This window comes from Flavobacterium artemisiae (assembly GCF_042678225.1).
GTDB lineage: Bacteria > Bacteroidota > Bacteroidia > Flavobacteriales > Flavobacteriaceae > Flavobacterium > Flavobacterium artemisiae.
On the sequence record NZ_JBHUDZ010000012.1, the window covers coordinates 885,201 to 903,850 of the forward strand.

Here is an 18,650-nt window from a genome sequence, read left to right on the forward strand (position 1 = left end):
GATTAAAATTATAAAATTTTAAGATCCCAAATTATAGTAGTATAGTTTGGGATTTTTTTTAGCGTATTGATTATCATGAAACAAACTTTAGATTATAAATTAATATTTGCCTTATCGGCCGTTGGAATTATTTGGGGAACTACCTTTTTAGGGATCAGAGTTGCAGTTGAAACTATTCCGCCTTGGTTTGTAACTTCTATCCGTCAAGGATTAGCAGGAGTGATAATGATGATTATTTTGCTGTCTAAAAAAGAGTTGAAATGGATTGGCTGGGGAAATTTTAAACACCAGCTTGTTGCTTCAGTTTCGATGCTTGTAATTGCAAATGGGTTTACTACTATTGCAGAACAAACTTTGCCAAGTGGATTAGCTTCGGTAATTAGCGCATTATCACCAATATTGATCTTTTTGGGGAGTATTTTGTTTGGATTGCAAAAAATGAGTTTAAAAGGCTTTATCGGAGTCATTATTGGATTTTCTGGAGTCGTCCTAATATTCAAAGATGGACTGGGGTCATTTTTGGATGCCGATTACAGACAAGGTATTATGTTTATGGGTTTTGCGATTTTGGCTTGGGCAGCCGGAACAATTTATGCTAAAACACATGCGGCTAAATCCACTAATATTGTACTTAATTTATTTTATCAGTTTACGATAGCATCTTGTATTCAGTTGGTTTTAGCATCTATTTTTTCGCCAAATCCAGATGTAAGTTCATGGAGTCTGACGAGTATAGGCGCAGCTTTGTATTTGTCAATTTTCGGATCAGTGATTGCTTTTTTTAGTTATAATTATGCTCTGAAACATGTTACAGCAGTTCAAGTTTCAATTTTATCATACATCAATACTATTATTGCGGTATTTTTAGGATGGTTATTGTTGAATGAGAAAATTACAATGGATTTTATAATTGCAACCATTCTGATTATTTTAGGAGTTTTTATTATTAATTACAAAAAGAAAGAAAAGACAGTTATATAAAAAGGATGATTTTTTGTTTGATTTATTTTGTAAATTTGTAAGAATAAAAAGTAGGAATTATGGGCTCGGATACGGATAATAAAAAAAATAATAGGGTTCAAGTTTCTGCAACAGAATATGAAATTCAAAAACTAAAACGTCAAGGTATTGATCCTGAGACTTTTGATTTTGATACTGAGTTTGCAAAAGGTTTGACACCAGAGAAATTTAAGGCTGAAATGTCTAAACGAATCAAAGCTTATTCTTAGAAAAAATAATTTAGTACAGATAAAACAAATCCTCATAAACTGATTAAAGTCGATGAGGATTTTTTATTTATACAGTTTAGTCTGTGAACACTAAAAACTGAATACTGAACACTTAAAAATTAAGCATTAGCAGTAGCCACCTCTTTATCAATTTTATTAATCAAACCCGTTAAAACTTTTCCAGGACCAACTTCAGTAAACAAAGTTGCGCCGTCAGCGATCATTTGTTGTACAGACTGAGTCCATTTTACAGGAGCAGTTAATTGAATGATTAAATTCTTTTTAATTTCGTTAGCATCAGAAACCGCGTTTGCCGTAACATTTTGATACACTGGGCAGATTGGAGTAGAGAAAGTAGTTGCTTCAATTGCAGCAGCTAATTCTTCTCTTGCAGGTTCCATCATTGGTGAGTGAAAAGCACCTCCAACAGGTAAAATTAAAGCACGTTTTGCTCCAGCAGCTTTCATTGCCTCACAAGCTTTTTCAACAGCAGTAGTTTCGCCAGAAATAACCAATTGACCTGGGCAGTTGTAGTTTGCAGCTACTACAACGCCGTCAATAGAAGCACAGACTTCCTCCACAACATTGTCAGCTAAACCTAAAACCGCTGCCATTGTAGAAGGCGTGATTTCGCAGGCTTTTTGCATTGCCAAAGCACGTTGCGAAACTAATTTTAATCCGTCTTCAAAAGATAAAGTTCCGTTAGCAACCAAAGCAGAGAATTCTCCTAAAGAGTGACCTGCAACCATTTCTGGTTTGAAATCTTCAATAGTTTTAGCCAAAATAACAGAGTGTAAAAATACAGCTGGCTGTGTAACTTTAGTTTCTTTTAGTTCTTCGGCAGTACCTTCGAACATGATATCTGTAATTCTAAAACCTAAAATTTCATTTGCTTTTTCGAATAATTCTTTGGCTAAAGCCGAATTTTCATAAAGGTCTTTACCCATTCCTGTGAATTGCGCGCCCTGACCTGGAAATACGTATGCTTTCATCTGTCTAATTTTATTTTTACTTTTTTTGAAATTGAAAAGTAGTTTCAATTGGACGGCAAAAGTACTATTTTTTTAGCTCGTATAATCTTTAAACATATAAATCCATGCTAATCTTGAAAATCTGAGATTGAAAGGAGTCAGTAAAGTAATCACAACCGCAATAATAGGAAGGATTCTTAAATCGAAATTTGTCTCAAAAAAAGATTGTGCAATACAATACGTTGCAATTCCCTGAGCGACTGTTAGTCCATAGTTTACGTACATAGCGCCAAAGAAATAACCCGGCTCTTTTTGAAATTTGTAATGGCAGTGACTGCAGTATTCGTTCATTTTAGGAAAACTGAAATTCAGAAAAATATTCTTGTCGGTAAAGACTTTTCCTTTGTGACAAACAGGACATTCGTTTTTTAAAATATGTGTTAATGCGCTTGACATGACTTTGTTGATTTTTGTTTATACAAAGGTAATTTGTAATGAGTTAAAAGTCTTTTTTATATCTTCGCTTATTATAGCACAAAAAAGACATTTTTGGCTAAAATTTCAAAATCTAAATTCTAAATTCCAAATCGAACAATAGTATTCTGTAATCTGAAAACAATAAATATTTGTGTATGAAGAAGTATCCAATTTATAGTGTTCAAAATTTTAGTTGTAACGACATTCACCGTGATTTTTATGTGAATACTTTTAAGGAACATTTAAAGAGTCACAGTTTTGTCGAAGAACCGCACAGACATGATTCGTATTTAATGGTTTTTTTTACGAAAGGATCAGGATTGCATGAAGTTGATTTTGATCAGTTTGGAATCAAAAGAGGAAGTCTTTTTGTGCTTCAGCCTGGACAAATGCATCATTGGAATTTATCTGAAGACATCCAAGGTTTTGTAATTATCTTTTCGCAGGAATTGTACAATTTGTATTTCGGACAGAAAAAAATCAACGATTATAATTTTTATCATTCCATTCACAACAGGCCTGAAATGGTTTTTGAAGAAAATGAAATTCCGAAAATCCTTCCGTATTTTGATTTACTGATTGAGGAAAATAGTCAGGATAACAAATATCAATTAGACAAATTATTGAATTTATTGGACTGTATCCACATTGAAGTTTCTCGAAAATACAGCGAAACGTATTCACATCAAGCCCATTCATACAACATCAAAATAGATAAGTTTGAAATTTTGTTGGAAGAATTTTTTAGAACGGAAAAACTCCCATCATTCTACGCAGAAAAACTAAATATTACATTAAAACATCTAAATAGAATCTGCAACGAAATCCTCCAAAAAACAGCAACAGAAGTAATTACAGACCGCGTGATTTTAGAAATAAAAAGAATGCTCATTGATAAACAATTAGCCGTAAACGAAGTTGCTTTCAAAGTCGGTTACGAAGATTACTCATACTTCTCCCGATTTTTCAAAAAACAAACTGGAGTTTCACCAACAGAATTTAGAAATACGGTGCGTTGAGTTTTTTTTTTAGCCACAAATTTCACAAATTTCCACAAATTAATTTTTTGCCACAGATTAAAGGATTATTAAAATCTGTGAAAATCTTTTAATCTGTGGCAAAATATTTAGCGTTTTTTGAGAAAAAAAATTTGTGAAAATTTGTGTAATTTGTGGCAAAACAAAAAAGCCCTGCAAAAAATGCAAGGCTTCATAACCAACCAATTAAATCTAATCTTAAACCAAAAGATTAAGCTTGTTTTACGAATTGTAACTCGATGTTCAATTTTACTTCTTCGCCAACCAAAACACCACCAGTTTCAAGAGCAGAGTTCCAATTTAAGCCCCAATCTTTACGATTGATTTTTCCTTCTATACTTAAACCAACTTTAGTATTTCCCCAAGGATCAGTCATGATTCCGCTGAATTCTACAGGAAATTTAACAGATTTAGAAACACCTTTGATAGATAAATCGCCAGTTAATTCATAATCTCCGTCATCAACTTTTTTGAAAGAAGAAGCTTTGAAAGTTAATTTTGGATTGTTTTCTGCATCAAAGAAATCAGCACTTCTTAAGTGTCCATCTCTGTCTGCATTCGCAGTATCGATAGAAGCGATATCGCCAGAAAATTCGATTGCTGCATTTTCGAAATCATTTCCTTCTGTAGTAATTGTAGCGTCGTAAGTTCCAAATTTTCCTGAAACATTAGTAAACATCATGTGTTTAACTTTAAAACCAATTTCTGAGTGAGTTGGGTCAATTGACCATTTTGTAGTTGCCATAATTTTATTTTTTAAATAATTAATTTGTTTCATTTTGATAGGACAAAGTTACGGTGACAGTTGTCCTGAAGCACTTAACCTAGATTAAGAAATGAATAATGTGAATCGAGATTGTGATATTTTGTTTCCCGCAGATTTGCTTCGCCTGTTCGCTGTAGCTCGGGTTGCAGACTTAGGAGATTAAAAAAATAAAAATCTGCTTTATCTGCAACCCGAGCTACAGCGAACAGGCGAAGCAAATCTGCGAGAGATTTTTAAAAGCTTCCTATTATTCAAGTTACAAAAAAAAGAAACGATAATAATCTGGTTTACAGATTTATTATCGTTTCGGCATTCAGGTATTAATTGTTTTTTGTTTGAATTAATAATTCATCGGAACATCCATTAATAAAAATTCAGCATCAGTATTAGCAAGAATGTTTAAAGTATCAGTTCCTGAAATTCCAACTGCATCACGGCTGTTTAATTCCTGACCGTTGATAGTTACATTTCCTTTTAAGATGAAAGCATAAACTCCGTTTCCTTCTTTTTTGATTTTATACTCTGTAAAAACTCCAGAATCAAAATTTCCCATATTGAACCAAGCATCCTGATGAATCCAAACACCTTCATCCTCTGCATTTGGAGATAAAACCTGAGACAATTTATTGTGTCTATCCGCAACATCTAAAGTAATTTGCTGATAACGTGGCGTAACATTTCTTTTGTTTGGAAACAACCAAATCTGCAACAATTTAGTCTGTTGATCAGCATTCGGATTAAACTCACTATGCTGAATTCCAGTTCCCGCACTCATTACCTGAATGTCTCCGTTTTTAATTACTTCAGTATTTCCCATACTGTCTTTGTGAGCCAAATCTCCTTCAAGTGGAATCGTAATAATTTCCATGTTATCGTGCGGATGTGTTCCAAAACCCATTCCGGCAGCAATTGTATCGTCGTTCAAAACTCTCAACGCTCCAAACTGAATTTTGTCTGGATTGTACCAGCTTGCAAAGCTAAAACTGTGATAAGCGTTTAACCATCCGTGATTTGCATTTCCTCTTGATTCTGCTTTATGTAATACTATATTTTCCATGACTTTGTCGTTTTGTTATTTTTATAGTACAAAGATACGGTCAACATCTATGAAAGGCACTTAATCTAGGTTAAGAAAGATTCTAAGGTTCTAAGTTGCTGAGAGAGTTATTCTTTCTGCGGTTTTCATGATTTAGTAAAATTATCTAATTGACACATTCCCAAATTATCTAATTGATTTTTTGAAGCAGAAATTTTGGTTTTCAAAAGACGTCTAGTCCCGCTATTCGTTTCAATCTTTTGTGTCTCGTTAAAGAAACGAGACACAAAAGGATTTCCACTTCTATCGGGGCTAAATTAGAAGTTTTTGTTTTCAGAAGAAATATTAAAGTAAAGTAACCACACCGTTTGTCATCTCGACGAAGGAGAGATCACACACGAAACCCCGATCCAACAATCGCCAATCTTTGTCGAGCTACTTGTGTGATCTCTCCTTCGTCGAGATGACAAAAATGAAGAATCAGCAACATCTGCAGAATCTGCGAGAAAATTAATCGTAACGTTTGTTTCTCGGCACGACAAGATTGCATTGAGAAATTATGTTCAAAGTGAAAATTAACCTTTGCGTCTTAGCGACTTTGCGAGACTAAAAACAACTATTTTATCCTAATCAATCTCCCTTTTCCAGTCACTTCATTAAGGTAATTAGCAGAAGAACTCTGCTTATCATGCATATAAAATTCAATAGTGTCTTTTTCAATTTGATCTTTCGAAATAGTTATAACCAAATCCGTATTAATGAAATGATCCAACAATATTACATTTCCATAAGAAACTTTTCCTTTCGGGAGATACTTGTTATCAAAAACAAAAACACTATCCTTAAAAGTAATTTTATCTTTTTGGATATATTGATTTTCGTCTTCTATCAAATAATTATAGCGACCATTGAGCTTCTCCGTTTTCTGATTGAAGTTTACAGAAAGCAGAACTATTAGTAAAGATAAATAATGCATAAAACTCTAACTGTACTGATTAATAAATTGTTGTACAACCATATCTGTATTTTCATGACGTTTCTTTTTCTCCAGAACAATTGGCGGGGCAGCTCTTTCTAGGCAATTTTCTACTGCACAGGTTTCGCAGGTAACGCCGACAATTCTTTTTACCAAAGGCTTTCCGTCAATAAATTTGAATTTCTTTTTCATTGCAGGATTAATCAAAATTCCAACCGAAATACTTCTCACCACATTTTCGGCAAAAGGATCTTTTGTAGCCGATGAAAAAACCAAATATTCGTTTCCGCTGTTGGCATAACTCGAAATCTGCGCATCAAAAAAATGAGGTTTATTTTGTCTGATGGCTTCGTCAATTGTTTTTACAGAAACCCATCTTCGGCAATAATGTTCGTTGGTTTCGTTGGCATGCGGTTCTTGCTGATGTGTAATGTGTAACTCTTTATTGATTTGATAAAAATCAGAACCGATTCTGTGTGACAATCTCAGGAAGAAAAGGTTTTTTAACTGAAAATCTTTTGGTAATAAATTAGTCAATCGCTGATAAAAAGATTCTGGCGAAACCTGAAAGCTTTCAATTAACGAAACAAATTCTTCTGGTTTTGGATTTTCATTTTCCAGAAAAAGATTAATCTTGTCTACAACTAATTTTCTCGGCAAAAGCAAAGCACCGGCAAAATATGAAGCGTAAAAATTATGCAGAACCTGATCAAAATTTTCAAACTTAATCCAACTGAAAGTCAGTAACCGATCTGATATTTTAAGGAAATTATAAGCAATTTCTTTAGCTAAAATAAAAGCTTTCTGCGGATCATCTAATTCGGTTGAAAGGAGCAAAGTTTTGCTTTTAGGAACATAAATCGAACGTAAATCTTCTAAAGCTTCTTGGTCTTTAAAAACGATTTCTTCAATTTTATAATCATATTCTTCTTTGAGAATGGCTTCCAGTTCTTCAATGCTGATTTTCGAATCCAAATTAATTTGAAAGGATTTCGAAAACGCAATTACTTTTTCTTCTAAATCTTCAAAATAGTTGCTGTGCGCTTCCTGATACGAACGCAATGCAGCAAGGAAAAAACTTTCTCGGCTTAAATTATAATGCTGTGCGATTTCGATAATGGTACTGATAAAAGCATTGACTTTCGCCGGTGCATTAGCAATAATATCAATTAAATCTGCTTCCTGAATTCCGAAAAGCTCCAGCGGAATCTCTTTTAAGATTCCGGATTTTAAAATTTCGCCAATCGGAGCGAGGTTATTATCTAGTTTTAAAGACACCATTTGATCGTAAGTCACGTCCAAATGTTCGCATAAAAGTAAAATTTTATCTGTTTTTGGATATTTTTTTCCCTTTTCAATCTCGTTTAAATACGATTTTGAAAGATTAGTCAATTTGGCTAAGCCAAAAAGTGACAGGTTTTTTTGAGTGCGAATTTGCTTGAGTTTTAGCCCAAAAATCAGTTTTATATAGTCTTTTTCGATATCCATAATGTCAAATATAGGTATTATAAAAACAATCGCAAAATAATTATTTTTTAAATTTAGCGAACGTTCGCTTGTTTTGTAAAAAACTTTTTTATAACATTGTACTGTCGAAACAAATTAATTATGAGTTAGTTATAATTTTTTGTTTTGATGAAATGAAAAATGATTGAGAAAGAAAACTTTTTGATCAAATAAAAATTAAAATCTGCAGCTATGAAAAACCAATTAGAGATTCCTGAAATGGCTTTAGAAATTCTGGCCGACAAGAAGCTTAGGTATCCAAAAATCTGGACCGAAGAAGCGATTGCATTTATTACCGAATTGCACAAAAAATTCGAATCACAGCGAAAATTATTGCTTTTGCAGCGAGAGCAAAAACAAACCGCTTTTGATCAAGGTGTCATGCCGGTTTTTACGCCGGAAACAAAAAACGTCAGAGAAGGTAATTGGACGGCTGGAGAAATTCCGAAAGATTTATTGGATCGAAGAGTAGAGATTACCGGACCGGTTGACCGCAAAATGATTATTAACGCTTTGAATTCGGGTGCAAAAACTTTTATGGCCGATTTTGAAGACAGCACATCACCAACCTGGCAAAATTTAATGGAAGGTCAGCTGAATTTAATTGATGCGGTAAACAAAACCATTACGTATACTGATTTGGTAAAACAGAAGTCCTATCATTTAAATGAAAAAACAGCCACATTAATTGTGCGCCCAAGAGGTTTGCATCTTCCAGAAAAACACATTTTAATTGATGGAAATGAAGTTTCTGGTTCTTTGTTAGATTTTGGTTTATACGTTTTTCACAATCATAAAAGGCTTTTAGAAAACAATTCTGGTCCGTATTTCTACATTCCGAAATTGGAACATTATCTAGAAGCAAGATGGTGGAATAGCGTAATTGATTTTACCGAAGATTATTTGAAACTGGATCGAGGAACGATAAAAGTGACGGTTTTAATAGAAACGATTACAGCAAGTTTTCAGCTGGACGAAATCATTTACGAATTAAAAGAACATATCGTTGGCTTGAATTGCGGACGCTGGGATTATATTTTCTCTTACATTAAAAAGTTCAGAAAAAATCCAAAATTCATTGTTCCAGACCGCGATCAGGTAAATATGACTTCGCCTTTTATGAATGCGTATTCCAATTTGGTTATCCAAAGATGTCATAAAAGAGGAATTCATGCAATTGGCGGAATGGCAGCGCAGATTCCGATTCGAAATAATGACGAAGCAAATGCACTGGCTTTCACTAAAGTAAAAGCGGATAAAGAACGAGAAGTTCGAAACGGACACGACGGAACTTGGGTTGCACATCCTGATTTGGTTCTTTTGGCAAAAGAAATTTTTGATAAAGGAATGCCAACGCCAAACCAAATTCATATTAAAAGAGAACACCGCAAAATAAGTGAAGCTGATCTAATTGAACCACCAATTGGATTAATCACTGAAAATGGTGTTCGAAAAAATATCAATGTCGGAGTTTTATACTTGGCTTCATGGCTGAACGGACAAGGCGCTGCAGCTTTACATAATTTAATGGAAGACGCCGCAACGGCCGAAATTTCAAGATCGCAATTGTGGCAGTGGCTTCAGAATAAAGTGGTTTTGGATAACGGCCGAAAATTAGATTTGGCGTATTATCACGAATTGGCATTAGATGAATTCCAGAAAATCAAAACGGAATTAGGTGAAGAAAATCACGAAAAACAACAATTTCCATTAGCTGAAAAAGTATTGGAAAGATTGGTTGTAAATGCTGATTTTGTAGATTTCTTGACGATTCCTTGCTACAAGTACTTATAATTAAAAATAAAAATCTGCTCAATCTGCGGAATCTGCGAGCAAAAAAAATTCTCTCGCAGATTTAGCAGATTAGGCAGATGAAACTAATTTTTAAACACATAGAAATATAGGATTTAGGTCTAGTAAAAAGGAAAAAGAAAAAACTAGTTTTCACACATAGCTATGTGCATTGAAACAAGTGAAACGCCTTTAACCACAAAGCAGAACTATGATTCTATGTGTTAAAACTTAACACGCGCAGTATTTCAAGTTTCAGAAAAAAACGGAACACTAAAAACTGAGAACTGAACACTATTACTTACTAACCACACTTTAACTATAACATTTATGAAAACAACAGAAGACAGAATTCAGGAATTGATTAACGATTGGATTACGAACCCGAGATGGAAAGGAGTAGAGCGTCCTTACACTGCGAGTGAAGTAGTGACGCTTCAGGGATCGTATAAAATTGAGCATTCTATTGCAAAAATAGGAGCTGAGAAATTATGGAGAAAGTTAAAAAGTCAGGATTATGTTGCGGGTTTGGGAGCGTTGACTGGAAATCAGGCGATTCAGGAAGTGGATGCTGGTTTAGAAGCAATTTATTTAAGCGGATGGCAGGTTGCGGCCGACGCGAATCTGGCTGGCGAAATGTATCCAGACCAATCACTTTATCCTGTAAACAGCGTTCCGATGGTAGTAAAAAAAATAAACAATGCTTTGTTGCGCGCTGATCAGATTCAGACCGTGAATAATATTGAAGATAAAAAAGATTATTTGGTTCCGATTGTAGCTGATGCCGAAGCAGGTTTTGGAGGAAACTTAAATGCATTCGAATTGATGAAATCAATGATTGAGGCCGGAGCTTCTGGTGTTCATTTTGAAGATCAATTGAGTTCTGCTAAAAAATGCGGACACTTGGGCGGAAAGGTTTTGGTACCAACACAAGAAGCAATTAACAAACTGATTGCTGCGCGACTGGCTTCAGATGTTATGGGAGTTCCAACTTTAATTGTTGCCCGAACAGATGCCGATGCGGCTAATTTATTAACCAGCGATGCTGACCCAAGAGATCGAAAATTTTTAACAGGCGAAAAAACGGCCGAAGGTTTTTTCTATGTAAATAACGGAATTGATCAGGGAATTGCAAGAGGTTTGAGTTACGCTCCATACGCCGATTTGATTTGGATGGAAACTAGCAATCCCGATTTAGATTACGCTAGAAAATTTGCAAAAGCCATGAAAAAAGAATTCCCAGACAAAATGCTGGCATACAATTGTTCGCCATCTTTCAACTGGGCGGCAAAATTAACGGTTGCTGAAATGGAAACGTTCAGAGAAGATTTAGCTACAATGGGATATAGTTTCCAATTCATCACTTTGGCAGGATTCCACGCTTTGAACACGAGTATGTTCGAATTGTCTAAAGCGTACAAAGAACGTGGCATGGCAGGCTATTCTGAATTGCAGGAAAGAGAATTCGCGCTACAAAAAAACGGATTCAGAGCTGTAAAACATCAGGCTTTTGTTGGAACTTCTTATTTCGACGCCGTTCAAAACACCGTAATGTTAGGAAAATCAGCAATAACGGCGATGAAACATTCTACTGAGGTTGAGCAATTTTAATTCAAATAAACACGGTTTCTAATGGAGCCGTGTTTTTTTGTCACAGATTTAAAGGATTAAAATGATTTAAAAAAAATGTTGCCACGAATTTCACGAATTCGCACGAATTTTTATTCAATTTTAATTAGTGGAAATTTGTGAAATTTGTGGCAAAAAAATCCTTTTAATCTGTGTAATCTGTGGCTGTAATTTATTTTTTCAAAAGGCGAGCTTTCATTTTGCTGAAAAATTCAGGCGTTACTCCAATGAAAGAAGCGATTTGTTTTTGAGGAACTTTGTGAACTAATGTTCCGTATTTTTTAGTGAATTTTTCAAAACGTTCTTCCGCGGGTAAACTTAAGTTGTCCATTAATCTTTGTTGATTCGCAACTAATGAATTTTCAATCAAAATTCTGAAAAAGCGTTCCAGTTTTGGGATTTCAAGATACAATTGCTCTTGATTTTCTTTGGATAAAGAAACAACTTCTGCTTCTTCTAAAACTTCAATAAAAAGCTGTCCCGGTTTCTGCGAAAAAAAGCTGTACATATCGCTCATCCACCAACCTTCGCATGCGAAAGAAAGTACATGTTCTACAATATTATCGTTGATATTGAAACTTCTTAAAATACCAGAATTTACAAAATACGAATGTTTACAAACTTCGCCAGCGTTTAGCAAAAGTGTTTTAGCTTTATAAGTGTTGGTTTCTAATTTAGATAAAAAAAGCGCCTGTTCTTCTGGAGTCAGAGAAACGTGTTTGGCAATGTTTTCAAGAATTAATGCCATTATTTTTTATCGTCTATTAAGGTAAATGAAGTTGCTTTAAATCTGTTTCCTTTAATTTCTCCTGTAACCAAAGCTTTGCTGATGGCATTGCAAAAACCTTTTTCAGCGTGAGCATCTCCGTGATCGTGAATCGTTGTTCCGTCCACAAAATAACTTTTTCCGTCGATGCGAACGGCTAAATCACAGCTTTTACCTTTCATTCCGAATTGACATTCTCCGCAAGAAGCTTCAACGATTGTTGGTTTATCAAATTTCTTTTTGTCTTGTGCTTGTGTTGAAATTCCAATAAATAGGAAAATCATGAATATAAGTTTTTTCATTTTTTAAGAATTTACAGTTATTAATTTTGCCGTTTCTTTGGCGCGTTCTGTTACTTCGTCAATTGGAGTCGAAAGTGAATCGTGGCTTAAAACGACTCCCATTCTTCGGTACGGTCTTGAAGTTGGTTTACCAAAAATTCTGAAATCAGTTTTAGGTAAAGCCGCTACTTTTTCGATTCCAGTAAAAGTTGGATTTGTTGAATCTTCTGATGCTAAAATTACAGCACTTGCTCCCGCTTTTTCTAAAGTAATTTCGAAAATCGGAAGACTTAAAATAGCTCGTAAATGTAATTCGAATTCGTTGAAGTTCTGAGTTCCAGCCAAAGTTACCATTCCGGTATCGTGCGGACGTGGCGAAAGTTCAGAGAAATAAACACCTTCGCTAGTTAGGAAAAATTCAACACCAAAAAGTCCAGCACCGCCAAGCGCTTCGGTAATTTTTTCGGCCATATCCTGTGCTTCGTACAAATCTTTTTCTGAAACCAAAGCCGGCTGCCAGCTTTCTTGATAATCGCCTCTTTCTTGTCTGTGTCCAATTGGAGCACAAAACAAAGTTGGATTGCCGTTTTGAGTAATTGTTAAAAGTGTGATTTCTGAATGGAAATCAACAAAAGCTTCTACAATTACTTCGATAACATCGCCACGTGAACCCGCAACGGCATATTGCCAAGCTTTTTCGATATCACCTTCAGATTTAATTGTCGATTGTCCTTTTCCAGAAGAAGACATTAAGGGTTTTACCACACATGGAATTCCAACTTCTTGAACTGCTTTTTGAAGCTCTTCTGCCGATGTTGCGTATTGGTATTTAGCGGTTTTTAATCCTAATTCTTTTGAAGCTAAATCACGGATTGCTTTACGGTTCATGGTAAAGTTGGCCGCTTTCGCTGAAGGAACTACGGTAATGCCCTGCTTTTCGTAATCGTAAAAACGTTCGGTGCGAATGGCTTCTATTTCGGGAACGATGAAATCTGGTTTGTGTTTGGCTACGATTCGGTCAAGCGCTTCGCCGTCAAGCATATTGATGACTTCAAAACCGTGTGCGACCTGCATTGCCGGAGCATTTTCGTAACTGTCAACTGCGATTATAGTTTGTCCGATTCGTTGTGCGGCGATGACAAATTCTTTGCCTAATTCGCCTGAACCTAGGAGTAATATTTTCATTTTGGAGTAGTGTATTGTTGGAGAAGTAAAAGTAGGGAAAAATGTTTTTAACCGCAAAGTTCTATTTGGATGTATTGAATGTAGAGGCGTACTGCATTGCTTGTACGTAATCTATAATTTAACCGCAAAGTTCGCTAAGTTTTTTGTTTTTTAAGTTAAAAGAAAAGGACGCAAAGAATTCTCTCGCAGATTTTGGAGATTCGGCAGATTTATTTTTTTTATTGAATTGCCTCCAGTTTTAGCTGGAGGTATTGAGGTAATAATCTTAAGTGCTTTAGCAAAACTTAGTTTTTGGCTAAAGCCTTATTGATTATCATTATTTAACCTCCAGCTAAAGCTGGAGGCAATTCAATTTAGGATTGTCTATTTTGACTTGCTTTCACAATTATTAAACTGCTTAAAAAAGTTAAAAACATTAATACAAATGATAGAAACAAAATCATTAGTAGAGAATATAAAATAACATATGGAATTTGTGATCTTAGCACAACAGAGATTCCATTGGTAAATAGTGCAATTGTATAAATTGTAAAAAGTGCAATTATAATTTTTGAACTTACTCCAAAAGAGAATTGCGAGCAAGCTTTAAAATAAGAGATTTGATTTAATGAAAAGCTGATTTTTTTCGCGGTATTCCAAAAAAGAAAAATAATAAATAAAGGAAATAAAATACCCCAGAAAATCGGATTCCAAAACAGACCAAAGTCACATATTTGAATACATAAATCTATGAAAAGACTTTTTGAAAAAATTAGAAGTGGAAAAAATGAACTCACAAAAAGTCCTGCAATGATTGCATGTTTTTGAATATTGGTTTTTGATTCCATTGATTTTTTTATAGTAAATATAAAGAAAAAGTTCGCAAAAGATTATAAAACAATCTTTGCGAACTTTGCGTATTCTTTGTGCCTTTGCGGTTAAAAAAAATTAATGAAAATGATCTTCTTCAATCTCAAATTCGGCATCTTTTTCCCAAATTTCCATTTCGCAGGGTTTGCAGTTGAATTTTAGTTTGTATTCTAACTCGCCCTGTTTTAAAACCAAAGGTTCTTTGACCTTAACACCCACAATATCTTTTTGGTGGATTGGGCATTTTTTTAATTCGTATTTAATGCAATATTTGGTCGTCATTACACGAGATTTTCCAGGATCCCATTGTAATTCGAATGCTTTTTCGATTTCGGTAACACCGTGGCGTTCGTAGAATTTACGAGCGGTTTTGTTGGAAACGTTGTACATGAAATCCAGTTTGGTTTCTGGATAAGGATGTGACGTTTTTACCAATTGGTGTTCTTCACGTTTGTAATTTGCCAGACGAATTTCTGATAATTGTTCGAAAACATTTCTTCTCATTTCGTTGATTTTTGAAATAGGAAGGAACCAGTTTTGAGAAAATACGACATCAATTTCATCGGCGCTGTAAGGTGTAAAACCTGTTTTAGCCAATTGTACTTTAATGTTTTCTTCTATTGATTCACCGGTTTTTGTCTGCTCTTTTGCGTGCTCTAATTTTACTGTGCTCACGTTTCCGTCTTCGTCGGTTGCGATTAATTCGAAACCATTTTCGTTTTCGGTGAGCAATAAAGTAGTTCCGATTTTACGGATGGCACTGTCTTCTCTTTCAACAATTTTGATGAAAGCAATATCGTTGTTACGGTAAATAAAAGTTCCGTCTTTGATTTCTTTAAGTACGTTTGGATATACTTTTCCGTTTTCAGCTTTGTTTACATAGATTCCATCGGCTTCGTTGTTTTCGTTGATGAAGCAAAGTCCGTCACCGTTGTTTAGCAATTCGCCGTTTTCGATTTCGTAAGCGTCTCCAATAGTTCGGATTAATTTACCAATATATTGTCCTTTTGATTTTGGGCTTTCCCAAGAACCAATACTAGCGTGTCTTTCGTTTACGAAATAATCGGTATAACCGCGGTTGAAGGTTCTGTTTAAAGTAGAATCGAAAGTATAGGTACATTTTCCAGAAGAAGCTTTGATGTATTTATCGCTTCCTTCTAAATAACTGTCTAATTTTTGACGTAGATAAGAAACGTTGTTTTTAACGTAAGCCACATCTTTTAATCGACCTTCGATTTTGAAAGAAACGATTCCGGCTTCAATTAAATTCGGAATCTGATCTGAAACGTCTAAATCTTTAATCGAAAGTAAGTGACTGTTTCTGATTAAAGTATCTCCGTTTCCGTCGATTAAGTTATAAGGTAAACGGCAGTTTTGAGCACAAGACCCACGATTGGCGCTACGTTCTCCATTGGCCACACTCATATAACAGTTTCCGCTGAAAGAAACGCAAAGTGCTCCTGTTACGAAAAACTCTAATTCAACGTCAGCTTCGTCGTAGATTGTTTTAATTTGATGCAAGTTTAACTCACGTGCTAAAACGACACGTTTGATTCCGGCATCTTTCAAGAATTTAATTTTATCTGCATCACGGTTATTGGCTTGTGTGCTGGCGTGAAGTACGATAGGAGGCAAGTCCATTTCCATAATCGCCATATCTTGAATGATCAATGCATCAACACCAATACCGTATAATTCCCAAATCATGGCACGACACGTATCTAATTCATTGTCGTATAAAATGGTATTCATTACCACAAAAACCTGAGCATTAAATAAATGTGCATATTTTACTAAAGCCGCAACATCTTCAATTGAGTTGTTGGCATTAGAACGGGCACCAAATTGTGGCGCACCAATATATACGGCATCTGCACCGCTATTAATAGCTGCCATTCCGCCAATTAAATCTCTTGCTGGAGCTAATATTTCTATCTTCTTCTTCATTTCTAAAACTTTAGCCTTTTGTGGTATTCACGAAAAAAAGTGTGCAAAGGTCTAATAAATTATTTGAGTTTGCTAGAGATGAAGCGATTTTTTTGAAATTGTTAACTTAATATGGAATGATGATAAACGAAAATGAAGCTTATACTAATCTAGAGGGAAAGTATAACCGACAGCAAATACCCCGGTTGATTGTTTTGCAGCTGGATGAAAATAGCCAGAAAAACCTATTTCAAAGCTGTTCTTTCTACCTAGAGCCAATCCAAAGTTAAATGGAATATGTAATAAAGCATCGCTTTTATTAAAATTAACGCTGGGTGTAAATGTTTCAAATTTACCTATTGATGCTCCAATACCACTTTCAATAAATGGTGCAACCCATGGTATTGGGGCGCAAATACGAATTTTCCCTCCCACTAAAAAAGCATTAGTTGTTACTTTATACTGAGGTTGATTCTGAATATTTTGATCTTTATCAACAGATTCAAAAATAGCGCCTGCGTATGGTCTTACGCTAAACCATGATTTTAATCCTATAATATATTCACCTTGAAGATAAAGTCCGCCACCCATAACATCGACTTCTTCTTGACTTCCGTAATCTTCTATGTAGTAGGAACTGCTAGAGCCATAACCTATAGATGCTTTTATAAAGTTACCTGTTTTTTGAGCTTGAGTAAGACTTGAAGAGAAAATTATAAAAAGAATAAAAAAATGGTTTAAAGTTAGTTTCATTTAATAAGGCTTTTTGGTTGAAATTTGATCGCGACGAATGTAAGATTTATTTTTAAATTTTAATAAAACAAAAAACTACCATTCCGAAGATCAAATAGATGTCAAAAAAATCTTGCTGTATTCAAAGTTGTGTCTTTTATTTATTTTCCGACAACCAATTCCAGCGTTTTGCCCAATCCATTAAAATAGCTTTTCTCCATTTTAAAATCGTTTTACCGCCTTGTATTTTTCCGTCATATAAATTCGGATCTGCTTTATCAGTATACCAATTGTCGCCTAACTTATAATCAGTGCTGTGTTTTTTGCCTGGCCATAAGTTATCTACAACCAATACTCCTTCCTGTGTTGGGAAGTCGGGCATATTTGAAACAAATTTATAATGCAAAATTTCAGCTTGTTTTGGAACGTATTTTATGGCATATTCTCCATTACTCAAATAATATCCCGGCCATTTTTGGACTTTGCCTTTAAGGCTGGTTTCCATCCAGAAGCAGGAAGAATCAGCAGGTATGTTTTTAACTGGACCTTTTAAGTGAAATTCTGTAACAGTACAATATGCGACCGTATCTTTAATCGTTGTAATTCCGTTGAAAACCACTCTTGGACTTTGAGTGAATTTTTCATAACTGCCTCCCCAGCTTTCACGTGTTGGATCGTTAGGATTTCCATCCATCATATAAAGAAGTGTTGGAGTGTCTCCCATTTTGACATTTCCATCATAATAGTTTTTAAAATCCGCGCCGAGATTGCCTGCATTCTTCATGTATTTATCGTAGTAATCGGTAGTTTTTACACTATCGGGTTCGTTATTATTGGAGAAAAAACCATAATAAGAAGAGTTGTTTTCAATAAACCAAAGGTTTGGAAAATGTTCAACGATGTAGGCATAACTGTTTGCACTCCATTTTTTGTTTGGACCGCCAATCCAAACCACTCGTATTTTGTTTTGAATTTCAGGCGAATCATGTAGAGCTTGAGCTAAATCTTCTAATCCACCCCAAACCAAAATCCATAAAGGTTCTTTACTTTCTTTTTTAGCACATTTTATAATCCACTCAGAACCTTCTGTTGCTGTTGTGTAGCCTTTGTATGGAGCTCCGCCGTGACGTCCCTGCTTTGTAATAGAACGTAAATAATCTGGAGAAAGTAATCTTTTTTGATGTTTTTGTAATTTCGGCAGATCTTTTTCATAAAGATTTATCATACGCAGAATCTCTTCTTTGTTTCCATCTCCAAAAGAAGGTGACGAAACAAGTCCTTCAATGTTGAATTGTTCACTATACATGAACAAATGTGTGAAGGATTGATTGTCATCTGGATCAGTACCGCCAATATCACTGCTAATAAGAATTCGAGGTTTTACAGGTACTTTTTGCTGGGCAATTGTGGTAAATGAAAGAATAAACAGTAAAGAGTACAAAATAGTTCTGATCATAACTGACATTGTTAAAGAATTAGAAATAGTATTATGC

The 18,650-nt window shown here is 34.8% G+C and carries 18 protein-coding genes; 5 read left to right on the plus strand and 13 right to left on the minus strand.

Features of this window, described 5'->3' with window-relative positions; genetic code table 11:
• Positions 1-75: 75 nt before the first annotated feature.
• The gene (locus ACFSC2_RS14480; RefSeq protein WP_379814705.1) at positions 76-981 is read left to right on the plus strand and encodes a DMT family transporter; all 906 of its coding nucleotides are present in this window, start codon (positions 76-78) and stop codon (positions 979-981) included.
• 59 nt (positions 982-1,040) lie between these two features.
• Complete coding sequence (locus ACFSC2_RS14485) at positions 1,041-1,229, plus strand: hypothetical protein (protein ID WP_379814704.1); 189 nt, start codon at positions 1,041-1,043, stop codon at positions 1,227-1,229.
• A gap of 119 nt (positions 1,230-1,348) precedes the next feature.
• On the opposite strand, the gene fabD is transcribed toward ACFSC2_RS14485, so the two are convergent.
• Complete coding sequence (fabD, locus tag ACFSC2_RS14490; protein WP_379814703.1) at positions 1,349-2,221, minus strand: ACP S-malonyltransferase; 873 nt, start codon at positions 2,219-2,221, stop codon at positions 1,349-1,351.
• Positions 2,222-2,293: 72 nt separating this feature from the next.
• Positions 2,294-2,656, minus strand: coding sequence for a DUF983 domain-containing protein (locus ACFSC2_RS14495; RefSeq protein ID WP_379814702.1), 363 nt, complete (start codon positions 2,654-2,656; stop codon positions 2,294-2,296).
• A 176-nt stretch (positions 2,657-2,832) separates the two neighbouring features.
• Here ACFSC2_RS14495 and ACFSC2_RS14500 point away from each other — a divergent pair, with 176 nt between their 5' ends.
• Positions 2,833-3,696: a helix-turn-helix domain-containing protein gene (locus tag ACFSC2_RS14500; RefSeq protein ID WP_379814701.1), complete on the plus strand. Its 864-nt coding sequence runs from the start codon at positions 2,833-2,835 to the stop codon at positions 3,694-3,696.
• Positions 3,697-3,925: 229 nt separating this feature from the next.
• Here the strand turns inward: ACFSC2_RS14500 and ACFSC2_RS14505 are convergent, their stop codons facing one another.
• From ACFSC2_RS14505 to ACFSC2_RS14520, 4 genes are all read right to left on the minus strand, one after another.
• Entirely contained in the window at positions 3,926-4,459 is a 534-nt protein-coding gene (locus ACFSC2_RS14505) for a YceI family protein (RefSeq protein ID WP_345143254.1), read from the minus strand.
• A 361-nt stretch (positions 4,460-4,820) separates the two neighbouring features.
• The gene (locus ACFSC2_RS14510; RefSeq protein ID WP_379814700.1) at positions 4,821-5,537 is read right to left on the minus strand and encodes a pirin family protein; all 717 of its coding nucleotides are present in this window, start codon (positions 5,535-5,537) and stop codon (positions 4,821-4,823) included.
• A gap of 595 nt (positions 5,538-6,132) precedes the next feature.
• Positions 6,133-6,492 carry a hypothetical protein gene (locus ACFSC2_RS14515; RefSeq protein ID WP_379814699.1) on the minus strand — a complete coding sequence of 120 codons (360 nt, stop codon included), beginning with the start codon at positions 6,490-6,492 and terminating at the stop codon, positions 6,133-6,135.
• A 6-nt stretch (positions 6,493-6,498) separates the two neighbouring features.
• Positions 6,499-7,980 (minus strand): helix-turn-helix domain-containing protein, encoded by a 1,482-nt coding sequence (locus ACFSC2_RS14520; protein ID WP_379814698.1) that lies wholly within the window; start codon positions 7,978-7,980, stop codon positions 6,499-6,501.
• A 210-nt stretch (positions 7,981-8,190) separates the two neighbouring features.
• Between ACFSC2_RS14520 and aceB the strand changes: the two genes are divergently transcribed.
• Both aceB and aceA read left to right on the plus strand, forming a co-directional pair.
• Positions 8,191-9,792 carry a malate synthase A gene (gene aceB, locus ACFSC2_RS14525; RefSeq protein WP_379814696.1) on the plus strand — a complete coding sequence of 534 codons (1,602 nt, stop codon included), beginning with the start codon at positions 8,191-8,193 and terminating at the stop codon, positions 9,790-9,792.
• Positions 9,793-10,119: 327 nt separating this feature from the next.
• Positions 10,120-11,400 carry an isocitrate lyase gene (aceA, locus tag ACFSC2_RS14530; RefSeq protein WP_379814695.1) on the plus strand — a complete coding sequence of 427 codons (1,281 nt, stop codon included), beginning with the start codon at positions 10,120-10,122 and terminating at the stop codon, positions 11,398-11,400.
• Positions 11,401-11,590: 190 nt separating this feature from the next.
• Here the strand turns inward: aceA and ACFSC2_RS14535 are convergent, their stop codons facing one another.
• From ACFSC2_RS14535 to ACFSC2_RS14565, 7 genes are all read right to left on the minus strand, one after another.
• Positions 11,591-12,166 carry a Crp/Fnr family transcriptional regulator gene (locus tag ACFSC2_RS14535; protein ID WP_073407828.1) on the minus strand — a complete coding sequence of 192 codons (576 nt, stop codon included), beginning with the start codon at positions 12,164-12,166 and terminating at the stop codon, positions 11,591-11,593.
• Entirely contained in the window at positions 12,166-12,486 is a 321-nt protein-coding gene (locus tag ACFSC2_RS14540) for a DUF6370 family protein (RefSeq protein ID WP_308100193.1), read from the minus strand. The genes ACFSC2_RS14535 and ACFSC2_RS14540 overlap by 1 nt, the downstream gene beginning before the upstream one ends.
• A gap of 3 nt (positions 12,487-12,489) precedes the next feature.
• Positions 12,490-13,650 (minus strand): formate-dependent phosphoribosylglycinamide formyltransferase, encoded by a 1,161-nt coding sequence (gene purT / locus ACFSC2_RS14545; protein ID WP_379814694.1) that lies wholly within the window; start codon positions 13,648-13,650, stop codon positions 12,490-12,492.
• Between the two features lie 353 nt (positions 13,651-14,003).
• Positions 14,004-14,477, minus strand: a complete 474-nt coding sequence (locus ACFSC2_RS14550; protein ID WP_379814692.1) for a hypothetical protein — start codon at positions 14,475-14,477, stop codon at positions 14,004-14,006.
• A 100-nt stretch (positions 14,478-14,577) separates the two neighbouring features.
• A complete protein-coding gene (locus tag ACFSC2_RS14555) occupies positions 14,578-16,446 on the minus strand; it encodes a peptidase U32 family protein (protein ID WP_379814691.1) in 1,869 nt (622 codons plus the stop codon).
• 144 nt (positions 16,447-16,590) lie between these two features.
• On the minus strand, positions 16,591-17,178 hold the full coding sequence (locus tag ACFSC2_RS14560) for a hypothetical protein (protein ID WP_379814690.1): 588 nt from the start codon (positions 17,176-17,178) through the stop codon (positions 16,591-16,593).
• Positions 17,179-17,314: 136 nt separating this feature from the next.
• Positions 17,315-18,613: a DUF1593 domain-containing protein gene (locus ACFSC2_RS14565; protein WP_379814689.1), complete on the minus strand. Its 1,299-nt coding sequence runs from the start codon at positions 18,611-18,613 to the stop codon at positions 17,315-17,317.
• Positions 18,614-18,650 lie beyond the last annotated feature (37 nt).